Source organism: Vibrio sp. YT-17 (assembly GCF_033337375.1).
Classification (GTDB): domain Bacteria; phylum Pseudomonadota; class Gammaproteobacteria; order Enterobacterales; family Vibrionaceae; genus Vibrio; species Vibrio alginolyticus.
On the sequence record NZ_JAWOQP010000011.1, the window covers coordinates 14206 to 29685 of the forward strand.

At 42.7% G+C, this 15480-nt stretch carries 17 protein-coding genes; 10 read left to right on the forward strand and 7 right to left on the reverse strand.

The window, feature by feature from the left end; translation table 11 throughout:
• The first annotated feature begins 2 nt into the window (after positions 1–2).
• The 4 genes from ccoS to uspE all read left to right on the forward strand — a co-directional run bounded on the left by ccoS (position 3) and on the right by uspE (position 2821).
• Positions 3–167 carry a cbb3-type cytochrome oxidase assembly protein CcoS gene (gene ccoS, locus R7F67_RS12250; protein WP_005377493.1) on the forward strand — a complete coding sequence of 55 codons (165 nt, stop codon included), beginning with the start codon at positions 3–5 and terminating at the stop codon, positions 165–167.
• A gap of 8 nt (positions 168–175) precedes the next feature.
• The gene (locus R7F67_RS12255; protein WP_017634899.1) at positions 176–856 is read left to right on the forward strand and encodes a sulfite exporter TauE/SafE family protein; all 681 of its coding nucleotides are present in this window, start codon (positions 176–178) and stop codon (positions 854–856) included.
• Positions 857–946: 90 nt separating this feature from the next.
• On the forward strand, positions 947–1693 hold the full coding sequence (locus tag R7F67_RS12260; protein ID WP_005377497.1) for an FNR family transcription factor: 747 nt from the start codon (positions 947–949) through the stop codon (positions 1691–1693).
• A 180-nt stretch (positions 1694–1873) separates the two neighbouring features.
• The gene (gene uspE, locus R7F67_RS12265; protein ID WP_054576884.1) at positions 1874–2821 is read left to right on the forward strand and encodes a universal stress protein UspE; all 948 of its coding nucleotides are present in this window, start codon (positions 1874–1876) and stop codon (positions 2819–2821) included.
• A gap of 140 nt (positions 2822–2961) precedes the next feature.
• On the opposite strand, the gene ttcA is transcribed toward uspE, so the two are convergent.
• From ttcA to R7F67_RS12285, 4 genes are all read right to left on the reverse strand, one after another.
• Positions 2962–3855: a tRNA 2-thiocytidine(32) synthetase TtcA gene (gene ttcA / locus R7F67_RS12270; RefSeq protein ID WP_005377502.1), complete on the reverse strand. Its 894-nt coding sequence runs from the start codon at positions 3853–3855 to the stop codon at positions 2962–2964.
• A gap of 198 nt (positions 3856–4053) precedes the next feature.
• A complete protein-coding gene (locus tag R7F67_RS12275; protein WP_149191782.1) occupies positions 4054–4716 on the reverse strand; it encodes a DUF2987 domain-containing protein in 663 nt (220 codons plus the stop codon).
• Between the two features lie 13 nt (positions 4717–4729).
• Positions 4730–5566, reverse strand: a complete 837-nt coding sequence (locus R7F67_RS12280; protein ID WP_017634900.1) for a glucosaminidase domain-containing protein — start codon at positions 5564–5566, stop codon at positions 4730–4732.
• A complete protein-coding gene (locus tag R7F67_RS12285; RefSeq protein ID WP_005377508.1) occupies positions 5559–6356 on the reverse strand; it encodes a hypothetical protein in 798 nt (265 codons plus the stop codon). Before R7F67_RS12285 ends, R7F67_RS12280 begins: the two co-directional genes overlap by 8 nt.
• Positions 6357–6756: 400 nt before the next feature.
• Here R7F67_RS12285 and potA point away from each other — a divergent pair, with 400 nt between their 5' ends.
• From potA to R7F67_RS12310, 5 genes are all read left to right on the forward strand, one after another.
• Complete coding sequence (gene potA / locus R7F67_RS12290; protein WP_250158447.1) at positions 6757–7872, forward strand: spermidine/putrescine ABC transporter ATP-binding protein PotA; 1116 nt, start codon at positions 6757–6759, stop codon at positions 7870–7872.
• Positions 7853–8713 (forward strand): spermidine/putrescine ABC transporter permease PotB, encoded by an 861-nt coding sequence (potB, locus tag R7F67_RS12295; RefSeq protein WP_005377512.1) that lies wholly within the window; start codon positions 7853–7855, stop codon positions 8711–8713. Before potA ends, potB begins: the two co-directional genes overlap by 20 nt.
• On the forward strand, positions 8713–9483 hold the full coding sequence (gene potC, locus R7F67_RS12300; RefSeq protein ID WP_005389180.1) for a spermidine/putrescine ABC transporter permease PotC: 771 nt from the start codon (positions 8713–8715) through the stop codon (positions 9481–9483). The genes potB and potC overlap by 1 nt, the downstream gene beginning before the upstream one ends.
• A gap of 102 nt (positions 9484–9585) precedes the next feature.
• Entirely contained in the window at positions 9586–10617 is a 1032-nt protein-coding gene (locus tag R7F67_RS12305; RefSeq protein ID WP_017634902.1) for an extracellular solute-binding protein, read from the forward strand.
• A gap of 249 nt (positions 10618–10866) precedes the next feature.
• Positions 10867–11904 carry an extracellular solute-binding protein gene (locus R7F67_RS12310; protein WP_025766646.1) on the forward strand — a complete coding sequence of 346 codons (1038 nt, stop codon included), beginning with the start codon at positions 10867–10869 and terminating at the stop codon, positions 11902–11904.
• 88 nt (positions 11905–11992) lie between these two features.
• Here R7F67_RS12310 and cobB read toward each other — a convergent pair whose 3' ends face one another.
• On the reverse strand, positions 11993–12724 hold the full coding sequence (gene cobB / locus R7F67_RS12315) for a Sir2 family NAD+-dependent deacetylase (RefSeq protein ID WP_005377522.1): 732 nt from the start codon (positions 12722–12724) through the stop codon (positions 11993–11995).
• 118 nt (positions 12725–12842) lie between these two features.
• On the opposite strand from cobB, the gene R7F67_RS12320 reads away from it, so the two are divergent.
• A complete protein-coding gene (locus tag R7F67_RS12320; protein WP_005377524.1) occupies positions 12843–13016 on the forward strand; it encodes a hypothetical protein in 174 nt (57 codons plus the stop codon).
• A 32-nt stretch (positions 13017–13048) separates the two neighbouring features.
• Here the strand turns inward: R7F67_RS12320 and R7F67_RS12325 are convergent, their stop codons facing one another.
• Complete coding sequence (locus tag R7F67_RS12325; protein ID WP_318057196.1) at positions 13049–14269, reverse strand: ammonium transporter; 1221 nt, start codon at positions 14267–14269, stop codon at positions 13049–13051.
• Between the two features lie 322 nt (positions 14270–14591).
• Positions 14592–15473 carry an immunity 49 family protein gene (locus R7F67_RS12330; RefSeq protein ID WP_053307099.1) on the reverse strand — a complete coding sequence of 294 codons (882 nt, stop codon included), beginning with the start codon at positions 15471–15473 and terminating at the stop codon, positions 14592–14594.
• Positions 15474–15480: the final 7 nt, after the last annotated feature.

The following is a 15480-nucleotide window of genomic DNA, read 5'->3' on the forward strand; positions in this document are numbered from 1 at the left end:
ACATGGAAAGTCTTTATATATTGATTCCCATCGCTATCGTTCTCGTTTGTGTTGCTGTCGCCGTTTTTCTTTGGGCAGTAAGAAGCGATCAGTTTGAAGATCTTGAACGGCAAGGGCACAACATTCTTCTCGACGAAGAAGACCAATCTAATAGTGATAAAAAGTAGCGACCTTTATGACTCCTGATTTTATCGGTGCGTTGATGATCGGCTTAGTAGGAGCCGGTCATTGTATGGGTATGTGTGGTGGTATCGCGTCTCTGCTTACCATGGGCTCTTCTGCTAAAAATAAAACTACCCCTCTTATCCCCCTCTTCTACAACCTCGGACGATTGATCAGTTATACCTTAATAGGAGCATTAGTCGGTGGTGCTATATCAGGTTTATCTGAACTTAGTGGGTTAACGCACTCTCTTGCTTGGTTAAGGCTGATTGCGGCCTTATTCATGATTCTGGTCGCGCTGTATATTGCTAAATGGTGGCAAGGCTTACTTTTAATAGAAAAGCTAGGGCAGTATATCTGGCGCTTTATCTCGCCGGCAGGGAAGAATCTGTTGCCACTAAAGCATCCTCTTCACGCGTTGCCATTTGGCTTTATTTGGGGTTGGTTACCATGTGGCTTAGTTTATTCAGCGCTTACTTGGTCGGCGGTTTCTGGTAGTGCGATGAACGGCGGCCTAATTATGCTTGCGTTTGGGCTCGGAACACTACCTGCAATGCTTATTATTGGATACGGTGCCAATCATTTTCAGAAATTACAAAAATCATTAATATTTAGAAATATTTCAGCATTAATCCTTATTGGCTATGGTACGTATACCGCTGTAGGAGCCTTAGCGTTACTCGGTTTCATATAACGTTAAACTCTATTGAGGTGACATTTTTGCTACCCTTTAAGATTAAGCGATGCTAAAATATTGATGTATATCAAATAGTGAAAGGTTGTTATGATTTCTGAAAAACCTGCAACAAAGCGTATCCAATCAGGCGGTTGCGCCATTCATTGCCAAGATTGTAGCATTAGTCAACTGTGTATCCCGTTCACTCTAAATGAGGCAGAACTTGACCAGCTTGACCAAATCATCGAACGTAAGAAGCCTATTCAAAAAGGACAAGAGCTTTTTAAGGCCGGTGATGAGCTAAAATCGCTATACGCTATCCGCTCTGGTACCATCAAGAGCTATACGATCACAGAGCAAGGTGATGAGCAAATCACAGCGTTTCACTTAGCTGGAGACTTAGTCGGTTTCGATGCTATCACTGGTGACTCCCACCCTAGCTTTGCTCAAGCACTCGAAACGTCGATGGTATGTGAAATCCCATACGAAATTTTAGACGATCTATCGGGTAAAATGCCTAAGCTTCGCCAGCAAATCATGCGTTTGATGAGTAACGAAATTAAAGGTGATCAGGAAATGATTTTGCTTCTTTCTAAAAAGAACGCAGAAGAGCGACTAGCTGCTTTCCTTTACAACCTATCAACGCGTTTTTCTCAGCGTGGCTTCAGCCCTAGAGAGTTTCGTTTAACTATGACTCGTGGTGATATTGGCAACTACCTTGGTCTTACAGTCGAAACGATCAGTCGTTTGTTAGGTCGTTTCCAGAAATCTGAGATCCTAAGCGTAAAAGGTAAATATATCACTATCTTAGACCACGATGCATTGATGGAACTTGCTGGTGTAACTAAAGAATAATACACCCTAATTATTGATGTAGCTCGAAAATGAGCTACATCATATTTCTCATAAATTCCTTTCGAAAGTCCTCAAAAAGTTCTCCAAACTAAGCTACAGTAAAAATGTACGGTGAGTACTCCAAAATACTGATTTAATTTACATTCAGTATCTGGTTTTGCAATAGAAGTGGGCTTAGTTATGAGTATATACAGTAAGATCCTTGTTGTAGCTGACATCAATAATGATGAGCAGCCCGCACTTGCAAGAGCTGTTCAATTAGCTCAGAAAAGTGTATCTAGAAGCCGAATCACTTTCTTTTTATCCATTTACGATTTCTCGTATGACATGACGTCAATGCTATCAGTGGATGAAAGAGATGCTATGCGTCGAGGTGTCATTCATCAGCGTGAGCAGTGGATGCGTAAAATTGCTCAACCATACCTAAACGATGGCTTCGACTTTGATGTTTGTGTTGTCTGGCACAACCGCCCTTATGAGGCGATTATTGCTGAAGTCTATGCAGGCAATCATGACCTAGTCATCAAAGGCACACGTAAGCATGATGTTTTAGAGTCTGTCATTTTCACACCGACAGATTGGCACTTGTTGCGAAAATGCCCTATTCCAGTGCTTCTTATTAAGAATGCTGCTTGGCCGGAACAAGCAAGTATCCTTGCCTCAGTACATGTGGGCTCAGAAAACCCGACTCATATTGATCTCAACGATACGATGGTCGAGCGATTAAAAGAAATCACCACTCGGCTTGAGGCCAAGCCATATCTTGTTAACGCCTACCCCGTTACACCGGCGAATATTACGATTGAACTTCCTGAATTTGACCCAACGACTTATACCGATGCAGTGCGAGGTCATCATTTAACGGCTATGAAAGCACTACGCCAAAAACATGGTCTTGATGAAGAACAAACGATAGTTGAGCAAGGTTTACCTGAAGATGTCATTCCGGCAGCTGCAGAGCGCTTGAACGCAGCAATGGTTATTTTAGGTACCACAGGGCGAACAGGGCTTTCGGCTGTCTTTATTGGTAATACAGCGGAGCACGTAATTGATAAAATAAATTGCGACGTGTTGGCTCTAAAACCAAAAGGCTATATTAGCCCTCTCGACCCACATACAGCAACCTAATCTCTCCTTAGTATCGCTATGTATTGAGCGCTTTCAAATAAGCGCTAATAAATCCCCCCAATACAGGGGGATTTTTGTTTGGGAACAGTTAAAGCGTTGGGTACAAAAAAGGAGGTCTAATTGACCTCCTTTTTTACGAGTTAGATGTTCGTAACATCGATGAACATCGATTCATCAATATTCGTCGAAGAAACGACAGCCTCATTAAATTCATACTCTTCGCGGTTACCTTCACGATCTAGCGGTAAGTTAACAAAGTCGAACAATTCGCGGTCTGCTAGTTGGCTTGGGCTTACGTTTTGAATTGATTTAAAAATTGCCTCCACACGCCCTGGCGTCTTCTTATCCCATTCAATCAACATTGCTTTTATAGATTGACGCTGAAGGTTCTCTTGAGAGCCACAAAGGTTACACGGAATTATTGGGAAATCCTTGTGCTCAGCGTATTTGATCAAATCTTTTTCACGACAGTAAGTCAATGGACGAATGACCACGTTACGACCATCATCAGAGCGTAGCTTTGGTGGCATCGCTTTAAGGCGAGAGCCGTGGAACATATTCAAGAACATTGTTTCGACGATGTCATCCATGTGATGACCTAGCGCAAGCTTAGTTGCACCAATCTTCTCTGCAAATGAATACAGCGTACCACGTCGCAGGCGTGAACACAGACCACAAGTGGTTTTGCCTTCTGGTACCTTCTCTTTTACGACGGAATACGTGTCCTTATCGACGATATAGTAAGGGATGTTCAGTGTTTCGAAATACTCTGGCAGAATGTGCTCAGGGAAGCCCGGTTGTTTTTGGTCTAGGTTTACCGCAACCACTTCAAATTTGATCGGTGCGGCTTTTTGAAGATTCAGCAGGATATCAAGCATCGCGAATGAATCTTTACCACCGCTAATACATGCCATTACAACATCGCCTTCTTCGATCATGTTGTAATCAGTAATGGCATTTCCAACATGTCTTCTTAGGCGTTTCTGAAGCTTGTTGAATTCTAGGGTTTCTTTTCTTGTATCTATTTGGTTCATTGCGGGCTCTCACATCGCCGATAAATCGACTAGGACTTCCTAACATGGGTTTCTTTGGGGCGTGGATTATACGAGCTTTTTACGCAGGATTAAATGCTTGTCTTATTGAGTCTTTAAGAAAAGAGTGTGAAAGATACTTTAGTTACGGTCAAAATTAAAAAAGAGCTGCGATTGCAGCCCTTTCTAAACGTTCAGTGTTCATTTCTTTGCGTTAGGTAGATAAGGTAACACTCGCATCGTCGGTTCTGGTAGTGTCATTGTGCCACCTTGCCCTATTTCACTTAGTGCGACTTGTATCTTGCCATTGACAATTGGCTTTTCGGTTCCGTTTGAGAAAATCACTTTATCATTCAGTTGATTTGCAAACTCCATCGTCACACCTTGAACTTCCGGTGTAAACCAACCCGCAAACATACCGCCTAAATCTTCCAGCATCGTCTGCATTTGAGGTAGAAGAGGCTTAAGTTGGTCGTAAGAAACGTTACCCTGTAATGGTTCTTTGGTCATCACGACAAGTGAGTAATCGCAACGTGTATCTTTTGGGGTATCGACAAAAACCAACGGATTCGCTGACTTTAAGTTTTTATCAACTGGTAAAGGCAACTCTTGTGAAGCAGGGATAACAAACTCTTCATAGTGCTCTTCTTTTTCCATCCAAGCTTTTTCTATCGTACAAATTTGTTTAGTTTTTGCGTCCACAAAAAAGACACCAACTTTCACATCGTCATGCCCTTCTTTATTGTTGTTTTTTAGTTGAGTATATAACTTTGAGTACGTGAACATGTACTCTTGAGCTTGGGTTATCGGCGATGCAAGAATTAGCGCCGCACTTCCCAACAGACTTAGGCTTAACTTTTTCATTTTATCCGTTATTTTATTGCGTCCAGTAGGCGTTGTTATGACGAATCATAGCGCGAAGATCGTGTACATAGGCGATGCCACGTTCAGAATAGGCTAGCAACCCATGCGTTAACTCTGACGCGGTTGCGACCGTTAACAAGCCCTTGTTCTTTTCAGCCAGAGATGTTCTGATTTCACGCAGGTCTGCATACGCTGGGTTTCGATTAACATTCATAAAGTAGCCATGAACAGACTGTTGTACAGAATCGAATTTTTCAACTTCATGAACTTTGTTAGCGCCACGTTGCGCTGGAACAATTCCACAGCCCTTTTTATAACACCATTGGCCGAACAAGTTGTTTGCTTGAGTAGCAAAACGAGAAGTGCCCCACGCAGATTCATTTGCCGCTTGAGTTAGAACCAACGCTTCTGGTAAGACGTTCACTCTCACAAGCATCTCGTCTAGCCATGCTTGATCAATCTTATCGTTACTCAAGGGCAACGAATACAGAGATGATAACCGCTGAGCATACTCTTGTTGTTCTTGCGTCACTTGTCCCACCTTTAAAGAGGTAAGAAAGGCCCGCTCATGACGAATTCGTTGATTCTCAAGAGCAATTTTAGGCCTTAAAAAATCAAAAAAAGCAGCTTTTTTCTCTTTCGTATCTTTTATTGAATTGAAGTCTGGGATATCACCGATGTATGGCAAGTGTGATAAATCGACATGCTTAATCTTGCCAGAGAGTACGTCAGGATTTTCCACATATTTAAACTGTTTCTCGTAGTGTAAATATGGGCCTATAGAAATGAAAGTGGCGGCTATACAGGTTGCCGCCACTCGTAAACTTATTGATTTCAAAGAATTAGGCATCAAACACCTGTGAGTTACCATCGTGATCATTATCGTTTTTCTGTGTTGTAACGATCTTAAGCTTAATTCCAAACATTTCGCGGTAGAGTATGCCTTTCAAATGGAAGAAGAATGGCAGCACAAAAATCAAGCCAATACCGTAGAACATTGCTGCAATAATAAACATTAACATCACGCCTAAGTAAAGCCCCGCGACCACAAAAATCTTCTTGTTGATTGCGCGAAGTGATAACAGCAACGCTTGCATTGGTGGCACCCTTTTCTCACAAATCAACAAAATAGAGTGACTAAATGCCAAGGAAAGATACAGCGACAGTAAAGGAAAAATCATACCAACTACACCTTGTAGCATTAAGCTCATGAGCGTTGCTAGAATAACAGGAATGGTGAACTGCAACCCCTTTCCAACATGGCGCAACTTAGTCTTCAGGCCAGCGACATGGCTCATAGCCATCAAGCTGATCCCCGCATAAATTGGTGCGCTAATCACCTCATAACTGAAATTCGCGACATAAATAGAAGACACAATATCGTTTGTGAACGACTCTGGGTTCTCAAATGCATCAAGAATAACGGTCAAATCGCCCAACTGCAGTTTTAATGCAATATAGAAAATACCTAATTGGACAAAAAGCAATACAATAATGGCAGGAGAAAATGATAAAAAGTGCTGGATGGTTGCTCGCCAAGCTTCGTTAAAAACCGCGCCAGCTTTAAGCTCGTAGTTGCCAGACAAAGCTCGCTCTACACTCCCCCCAAGATTGAAATCTTTCTCAAAATCGTCGTTCATAGTTTATCCAAGACTAACTTGTAAAATTTTGACTGGAATTCCAGTCAATTAATGTAATCGTCATTATAAAGAAATCTTTCCACATCTAACATCACAACTCACCTACAATCCTTGCAATCTCAACTGTATGGTTGATAATTAACCACTTTCAAGGTCATGAAATTGAAACAATTGTTGAACAAAGTTTAGTGCTATCAAACTGTGTCTAGATGCCAATTAATCTCATAAAAACAGTATGGTAAGGAATGATGGCTTTTTCCTGCAAAATTATTTCTGTTTCAAGATAAGAAAATGCTTTAATTTCACACTTTTGGTGATTATGATGCGCGCCTCAAAAGTGAATGGTTAGTGTCACATCAGCTGGGATAATCCCGGCTTGAACGTGGGGGAAATACAGACGTTGAACGCAAAACCGCAAGCAGGAAAGCCAGTTATTCGTTTATCTGGTATTAGTAAAAGTTTCGATGGTAAGGAAATCATCGGTAATTTAAATCTGGATGTTAATCATGGTGAATTTCTGACGATTCTCGGGCCTTCTGGTTGTGGTAAGACAACAGTTTTACGCATGATTGCAGGTTTTGAAACGGCAGATAACGGTCAAATTATTTTGGATGACCAGGATGTAACACAGGTTCCTGCAGAGCAAAGGCACGTCAACACGGTATTTCAAAGTTACGCATTGTTTCCACACATGACCGTATATGAGAATGTCGCTTTTGGCCTTCGTATGCAGAAAACGCCTACTGCGGACATTGAACCACGAGTAATGGAAGCGCTACGCATGGTGCGCCTAGAAAAAATGGCACAGCGTAAGCCTCATCAGCTTTCTGGTGGTCAGCAACAACGTATCGCCATTGCGCGTGCGGTTGTTAACAAACCAAAAGTACTGCTGCTAGATGAATCTCTATCGGCACTTGATTACAAACTGCGTAAGCAAATGCAAATCGAGCTTAAACAGCTTCAGCGTCAACTTGGTATTACCTTTATCTTCGTTACGCACGATCAGGAAGAAGCCCTATCGATGTCTGACCGCATTATTGTAATGCGCGATGGTGTTATCGAGCAGGATGGTTCTCCACGTGAGATTTACGAAGAGCCGAAGAACCTATTTGTTGCTCGCTTTATCGGAGAGATCAACGTATTCAACGCAACCATGCTAGAGCGTATCGACGAGAAACGTATCCGTGCAGAAATCGAAGGTGTCGAGTCTGTTGTTTACTACGGTCAGGAAGCGCAAGCAGGTGAAAAACTGCAAGTACTACTTCGCCCAGAAGACTTACGTATCGAAGAGATCAAAGAGTCTGAAGAAAAAGGCATCGTAGGTCACGTAACAGAGCGTACCTATAAAGGTATGACGCTTGATTCCGTTATCCAATTGGATTCAGGCATGCGTGTAATGGTTAGCGAATTCTTTAACGAAGATGATCCTGATGTGGACCACTCACTTGGCCAGAAAGTCGCTATCACTTGGGTTGAGAGTTGGGAGGTAGTCCTCAATGATAAGCAAGAAGATTAATCTTCAAAACGCGATCATTACCTTAATCGTCGGTTGGTTAACACTTTTCGTGTTGGTACCAAATGTGATGATTATCGGTACGAGTTTCTTAACGCGTGATGAAGCAAACTTAATCGAAATGACATTTACTTTCGACAACTACTTACGTCTACTCGACCCCTTGTATGCGAAAGTGCTGATGCACTCGTTCTACATGGCGATTGTGGCGACGTTGTTGTGTTTAGTAATTGGTTACCCATTTGCTTACATCATAGCGAAAATGCCAGAGAAATGGCGCCCATTCATGTTGTTCTTAGTTATCGTACCTTTTTGGACAAACTCTCTTATCCGTACTTACGGCCTGAAGATTGTTCTGGGTACACAAGGTATTTTGAACAAATCATTAATGGCGATGGAAATCATCGATAAGCCATTACGTATTATGTACACCGAAACAGCAGTAATGATTGGTCTTGTGTACATCCTGCTTCCATTTATGATTCTGCCGCTTTACTCGGCAATCGAGAAGTTGGACAACACTTATATCGAGGCGGCGAAAGATCTTGGTGCGAACAAGTTCCAAACCATTACGAAAGTGATTCTACCTCTTACAATGCCTGGCATTATCGGTGGTTGTTTGTTGGTTCTGCTACCAGCACTAGGTATGTTCTACATCTCTGACCTTCTTGGTGGTGCGAAGAACCTACTGATTGGTAACGTTATTAAGAGCCAAGTATTGAACGCTCGTGACTGGCCATTTGGTGCTGCGACCAGTATCGCCCTCACCTTCGCAATGGCTGTGATGCTTTACGCTTACTACAGAGCAGGCAAACTATTGAATAAGAAAGTGGAGCTAGACTAATGGGACGCACAGTTAGATTTAGCTTTATGGCGCTGGTGTATGCATTTTTGTATCTGCCAATCATCGTCTTAATTGTTAACTCATTTAATGCCAACAAATTTGGTATGAAATGGGGTGGTTTCACCACGAAATGGTACGAAACCTTAGTAAATAACGACAGCCTAATGCAAGCTGCATGGCATTCATTGAACGTAGCGGTATTCTCAGCGACAGCAGCAACCATCATTGGTAGCTTAACGGCCGTTGCCCTATTCCGTTACTCGTTCAAAGGTAAAGGTGCGGTAAACGGCATGCTGTTTGTCGTGATGATGTCTCCCGATATTGTAATGGCGATTTCATTACTTGCTCTGTTCCTAGTATTAGGCGCACAGCTTGGCTTCTTTACACTATTGATTGCTCACATCACCTTTTGTCTACCATTCGTTGTGGTAACTGTATACAGCCGCTTAAATGGCTTTGATGTGAAAATGTTGGAAGCAGCAAAAGACCTTGGTGCAAGCGAGTGGGTTATCTTGAAACAGATCATCCTTCCTCTCGCTAAACCAGCGGTTGCCGCAGGTTGGCTATTGAGCTTTACCTTGTCTTTGGACGATGTGATCATCAGCTCGTTTGTAACGGGTCCAACATACGAAATCTTGCCATTGAAGATTTACTCAATGGTTAAGGTGGGCATTTCACCGGAAGTGAACGCCCTAGCAACGGTGATGTTGATTGTTTCTTTGGTCTTGGTAGTAATTTCTCAGTTGCTAGCAAGAGAAAAAGTGAAGTAGAATCCGCACCTGTTAACATCACGAAACAGAATGGTTACATGCCATTCTGTTTTTCTATCTATCGTCCAAAATTGGACAACGTTTGGTTTGGAGCTAACGTCAATGAAAAAATGGGCTACTCTATTAGCTGGTAGTGCATGTGCGCTTTCTCTGTTCTCTGGTACAGCGACAGCGGATGATAAAGAACTAGTATTTATGAACTGGGGTCCTTACATCAACAGTAATATCCTAGAGCAATTTACTAAAGAAACTGGCATCAAAGTGATCTACTCGACTTACGAGTCGAACGAAACTTTGTATGCAAAGCTAAAAACTCATAACCAAGGTTATGACCTAGTAGTACCTTCAACGTACTTCGTGGCGAAGATGCGTGACGAAGGCATGCTACAAAAGATCGATAAGACTAAGCTGAAAAACTTCGGCAACCTAGATAAAAACTACCTAGACAAGCCTTACGATCCAAGTAACGACTACTCTATCCCACACGTTGTTGCGATTACAGGCCTAGCGGTTAACGCAGATATGTACGATCCAAACGACTTCCAAAGCTGGGCTGACCTATGGAAGCCTGAGCTTGAAGGTCAAGTAATGTTGATGGACGACACTCGTGAAGTGTTCCATATCGCTCTGCGTAAACTTGGCTACTCAGGTAACTCAAAAGACCCTAAGCAAATCGATGAAGCGTACGCTGAGCTACAAAAGTTGATGCCTAACGTTTTAGTTTTCAACTCTGACAACCCTGGCGCACCTTACATGTCTGGTGAAGTGGGCGTTGGTATGCTTTGGAACGGTAGCGCCGCAGCGGCACAAAGTGAAGGCCTGAACCTTAAACTCGTTTTTCCTAAAGAAGGCGGTATCGGCTGGGTTGATAACTTCGCTATCTCTTCCGGTGCGAAGAACGTAGAAGCCGCTCACAAGATGATTGACTTCCTACTGCGCCCAGAAATCGCAGAGCAAATCTCTCGTGATACTGGCTACCTAACGGCGGTGGAAGAATCGAATGCTAAGTTTAAAGACGTTGCCCCACTGTTCCCTTCTCAAGAAGACCTTGACCGTGTTGAATGGCAAGATGCGGTTGGTGATCTAACCGTTAAGTACGAAGATTATTTCCTCAAGCTGAAAGCGGGACAATAATCTAGCTTGTGTAACAAGTCATCAACCATAGGAAAATAGGCAGCAATACGCTGCCTATTTTTGTCTTAGGCTGATATAATCGCGCGTTGCTAGGTTTATTTGTCTTGGTATCATAGATTTATCGTCTCATAACAAGGAGACAACGATATTCAAGCTAAATGAACATATTTGTGCTTACTGCGATTTGGCTCAACTCGATAACTCCAGCTAGTATTGACTTGTCCAATCGCGAAACAAAACGGAAAACAAATGAAAAGTAAATTCTACGCAAGCGCTCTATGTGCAGCGACGCTCATCGCTACCCCTGCAATGGCTGCTGATCAAGAACTGTATTTCTACAACTGGTCGGAATACATTCCAAACGAAGTTCTTGAAGACTTTACAAAAGAAACCGGAATCAAAGTTATTTACTCTACATACGAATCTAACGAGAGTATGTACGCAAAACTAAAAACTCAAGGTTCTGGTTACGACTTGGTAGTACCGTCTACCTATTTCGTCTCTAAAATGCGTAAAGAAGGCATGCTACAACAGATCGACAAAGAGAAATTATCTCATTTTGCCGATCTTGATACTAACTTCCTAAACAAACCGTTCGATCCGAACAACAACTACTCTATCCCATACATTTGGGGTGCGACCGGTATTGGTATCAATGCTGACATGCTAGACAAATCATCGGTTACTAAGTGGGATGATTTTTGGGATAGTAAGTGGGAAGGTCAACTAATGCTGATGGATGATTCTCGCGAAGTATTCCACATTGCATTGACTAAGCTTGGTTACTCACCAAACACGACTAACCCAGAAGAAATCAAAGCCGCTTACGAAGAACTGAAAAAGCTAATGCCAAACGTATTAGTATTTAACTCAGACTTTCCTGCAAACCCTTACCTTGCGGGTGAAGTTTCACTAGGCATGCTTTGGAACGGTTCTGCATACATGGCTCGTCAAGAAGGTGCGAACATCGACATCATCTGGCCAGAAAAAGGCACTATCTTCTGGATGGACAGCCTAGCAATTCCAGCTGGTGCGAAGAACGTTGACGCAGCTCATAAGATGATCGATTTCCTACTACGTCCTGAGAACGCAGCTAAGATTGCACTAGAGATTGGTTATCCTACGCCAGTTAAAACGGCACACGATCTGCTACCGAAAGAATTTGCTAATGATCCAAGCATCTTCCCACCACAAGAAGTGATGGACAGCGGTACTTGGCAAGATGAAGTTGGCGAAGCGAGCGTAATGTACGATGAGTACTTCCAAAAGCTAAAAGTGAACAACTAATTCGTTAGTTTTAAAGATATGAAAAAGCGGCTCATGAGCCGCTTTTTTGTTCTTAATGACAAGACAAACACTCTTCCTGTTGAAGTTATTACGCTCTTTCTTTTCCTTCTAGAGCCAGTATCTCGTCAACTAATTTTGGAACCTCAACGCTTGCTTTTCCGTAGCGTTTTTCCTCAAATTCACTTTCTACCGCACTAGGTTCTAGGTTAATTTCAATGGTATGTGCGCCGTGCATTTTTGCATCATGAACAAAACCTGCTGCGGGATACACAACGCCAGAAGTCCCAATAGAAATAAACAAATCTGCTTCTTCTAATGACGCGTAGATATCACCCATTCGCAGTGGCATTTCACCAAACCAAACAATATGTGGTCGCATTTGTGAAGGGATCTGACAACAGTGACAAAGTTCGCCTGTCTTAATGTCCTCATTGTGCTCTACTACTTGGTTAGATTCACTACAGCGCGCCTTGAGCAACTCACCATGCATGTGAATCACATTCTGACTGCCGCCTCTTTCGTGAAGGTTGTCTATATTTTGAGTGATGACCGTCACTTTACCTTCTAACTCAGCCTCTAAACGACCTAATGCTTCATGCGCTGCATTAGGCTTTATCGCATTATCTTGAAGTTTCTTGCGGCGTTGGTTGTAAAAGTCTTGAACAAGGTCCGGATCGCGAGCAAACCCTTCAGGCGTTGCTACATCTTCGATACGGTGATTCTCCCATAGGCCATCTTGCGCACGAAATGTTTGAATACCAGATTCGGCCGAGATACCTGCACCAGTAAGTACTACAATATTTCTATAAGGGAAATTCATAACTCATCCTTGCTGTTTTTTCATTAGCTTAACACTGAAAGAATAGCAACAGTAGTAATATGGATTAGACCATAGTCGTAATGGTCACTATTAGAATTACAATTTAAGAGGAACAGCAATGAGACAAGTATCTCTAACGTTCACATTGCTTCTGACTTTGGCAGGCTGTCAACTTACCAATGTTGAAGGCGAAGTCGATGATGTAAAGGTAAGAGTCAGCACCAATGATGATGACCATCGAGGTAATGGTAATTTCTGTCCTCCGGGCCAAGCCAAGAAAGACAATTGCTAAAAGAGCGGCTTTATGCCGCTCCCATATTGGCCTCAATCCTCGTTGGTCGAAGATATTTTATGAATGGCTAGGTCAGCGCCATTGAATTCGTCTTCTTCTGAAAGCCTCAGTCCCATACTGGTATTAATCGCACCGTAGACTACAAGTGCACCAAGCGCTGCGATGGAAAGGCCCAAAAGCGTTCCTAGAAGCTGAACGATAATGCTCACGCCACCTAGCCCACCCAATGCGCTTTGACCAAAAATCCCAGCGGCAATACCACCCCAAGCGCCACATACACCGTGTAAAGGCCAGACACCCAGCACATCATCAATCTTGGTTTTGTTTTGTAGGTGGGTAAAAAGATAAACAAATAGCACGCCAGCAATCGCACCTGTCACTAAAGCACCGATAGGATGCATTAAGTCTGAGCCCGCACATACAGCAACCAAGCCAGCCAGTGGGCCGTTATGAATAAAGCCAGGGTCATTCTTACCAGCCAACAATGACGCGACAATGCCTCCGACCATTGCCATCAATGAGTTCATAGCCACCAAGCCACTTATGCCTGACACAGTTTGAGCTGACATGACGTTGAAGCCAAACCACCCCACACATAAGATCCAAGCTCCCAAGGCCAAAAATGGAATATTCGAAGGTGCAAAGTTGGTGTGCTTTCCTGCTCGAACTCTGCCTTTTCTCATGCCCAAAAACACGACGGCAACAAGCGCTACCCAGCCGCCAACACCATGCACAACGACTGAACCTGCAAAATCGTGGAAGCCATAACCAAAGGTATTTTCAAACCAAGCTTGAACACCAAAGTTTCCGTTCCAGATCATTCCCTCAAATAACGGGTATACGATGCCGACAGTGAAAAATGTTGCGATTAGAATCGGATAAAAACGAGCTCGTTCTGCAATACCACCAGAAACAATAGCAGGAATCGCTGCAGCGAAAGTCAGCAAGAAAAAGAACTTCACCAACTCGTAACCATTGCCTTGAGATAACGTCTCTGCATCGGCAAAGAAGGTGCCGCCATAAGCGACCCAGTATCCAATGAAAAAATACGCAATGGCGGAAATACCGAAATCGGCCAAGATTTTAACTAAAGCATTAACTTGGTTCTTTTGGCGCACGGTTCCTACTTCAAGAAAAGCAAAACCAGCATGCATCAAAAAAACCATGATTGCGCCAAGTAGTAAGAAAAGTGTGTCGGAACTTTGCGTGAGAGTTTGTACAGCGCCGTGTACCTGATTGGCAGTTACACTCATTATGATTGTCTCCGTTGATCTGTAGCGCACTTATCCTGTGCATCAAAGTTAGGCTCATCACCAATTTGGTGAACTTAATTTATAGAGCGTCTAACAGAGCAATTCTCATTCCACAATTTACATTTCTAACACTTACACTTTAATTTATTGTTTTGTATGAACTTTAATAAAACTACGCATTCTTGAAATGGTGCTTAACACGCTAATAAGTGCACCAATATGGTTTTAGTGCACCAACATAATGCGCACCATATAGCTCAACAAAACGTAAAAGCCACCTCATGAGAGGTGGCTTATATACTGAATTGCTAACTAAAGGGGTTTATCGAGTGATCTTCCCTGCTTTTACATCTTCTAACCAACGTCCTTCGACAAGATAGGGAGGAAGCCAACCAGTTTCAACAGATAGACGGTTGCCTTTGTCGTACCACATGCAAGCCATGCCAAGCAGAGGGAAGTTGATAAAAGTTCTGATGCCTATCCTATCTGGTCCTAATTCTCTAAGATGATATTTCTCTTGGAACTGTAGGTTTTTAACGAGCGCTTCCTCAAAATCATAACCAATATTAGTAGTGAGCGCTGCGAAGGTTTCTAGGATCCCCATCGCAATTTCCAACGCCCAGTTATCTCCTTGAGCTACCGCCGCGTCCATTGCTGAAACCAGCTTATCAGGATAATCTGATGTGCGATTGTGGAACGACTGAATGACGTCTACTAGCATATAAGACAGCTCACCCGCTTTGGTAGAGCTCTGTCTCATCAAAGAAATAGGAAAGTTTGCCAATACGTCCATGCTAGGTTTATCACGAACGATGACAGAGGTAAAATACGCATCTAGCCACATTGAGGGGCAAATGAAACCTGTTTTTAAAATACCTTCGCCTTTCCAAGTTATTTCAGGATGATCAGGTACCTTAACCGTCAAAGAGCTTTCAGGTTTTTGAGCCAGTCGATGATAGCTAGCTTGCATTATCGAGGCTTCAAATAGACGCAGCGTTCCTATTCGGTCATTTAGTTCAGACACTGGAAATAAAGTATATAACCTAACTTGCTCCCAAACCCCGTCTGTTAGATATATCAAGTTTTCTCGCTTTATTGTGATACGATGTTTTCTTTTCTCTAAGTTTTTTTCTATTTGTTTTGTATAGTAATTAAGTTCCTCAGTATTCAACTCGTAGGCTGCTTTTCTATTTATCTTTTTCATACTAACT

Bases quoted from the DNA above. Each gene is read 5' to 3' on its own strand.
- ccoS (WP_005377493.1), top strand. From the start codon at position 3: ATGGAAAGTCTTTATATATTGATTCCCATCGCTATCGTTCTCGTTTGT.
- R7F67_RS12255 (WP_017634899.1), top strand. From the start codon at position 176: ATGACTCCTGATTTTATCGGTGCGTTGATGATCGGCTTAGTAGGAGCC.
- R7F67_RS12260 (WP_005377497.1), top strand. From the start codon at position 947: ATGATTTCTGAAAAACCTGCAACAAAGCGTATCCAATCAGGCGGTTGC.
- uspE (WP_054576884.1), top strand. From the start codon at position 1,874: ATGAGTATATACAGTAAGATCCTTGTTGTAGCTGACATCAATAATGAT.
- ttcA (WP_005377502.1), bottom strand. From the start codon at position 3,855: ATGAACCAAATAGATACAAGAAAAGAAACCCTAGAATTCAACAAGCTT.
- R7F67_RS12275 (WP_149191782.1), bottom strand. From the start codon at position 4,716: ATGAAAAAGTTAAGCCTAAGTCTGTTGGGAAGTGCGGCGCTAATTCTT.
- R7F67_RS12280 (WP_017634900.1), bottom strand. From the start codon at position 5,566: ATGCCTAATTCTTTGAAATCAATAAGTTTACGAGTGGCGGCAACCTGT.
- R7F67_RS12285 (WP_005377508.1), bottom strand. From the start codon at position 6,356: ATGAACGACGATTTTGAGAAAGATTTCAATCTTGGGGGGAGTGTAGAG.
- potB (WP_005377512.1), top strand. From the start codon at position 7,853: ATGATAAGCAAGAAGATTAATCTTCAAAACGCGATCATTACCTTAATC.
- potC (WP_005389180.1), top strand. From the start codon at position 8,713: ATGGGACGCACAGTTAGATTTAGCTTTATGGCGCTGGTGTATGCATTT.
- R7F67_RS12305 (WP_017634902.1), top strand. From the start codon at position 9,586: ATGAAAAAATGGGCTACTCTATTAGCTGGTAGTGCATGTGCGCTTTCT.
- R7F67_RS12310 (WP_025766646.1), top strand. From the start codon at position 10,867: ATGAAAAGTAAATTCTACGCAAGCGCTCTATGTGCAGCGACGCTCATC.
- cobB (WP_005377522.1), bottom strand. From the start codon at position 12,724: ATGAATTTCCCTTATAGAAATATTGTAGTACTTACTGGTGCAGGTATC.
- R7F67_RS12320 (WP_005377524.1), top strand. From the start codon at position 12,843: ATGAGACAAGTATCTCTAACGTTCACATTGCTTCTGACTTTGGCAGGC.
- R7F67_RS12325 (WP_318057196.1), bottom strand. From the start codon at position 14,269: ATGAGTGTAACTGCCAATCAGGTACACGGCGCTGTACAAACTCTCACG.
- R7F67_RS12330 (WP_053307099.1), bottom strand. From the start codon at position 15,473: ATGAAAAAGATAAATAGAAAAGCAGCCTACGAGTTGAATACTGAGGAA.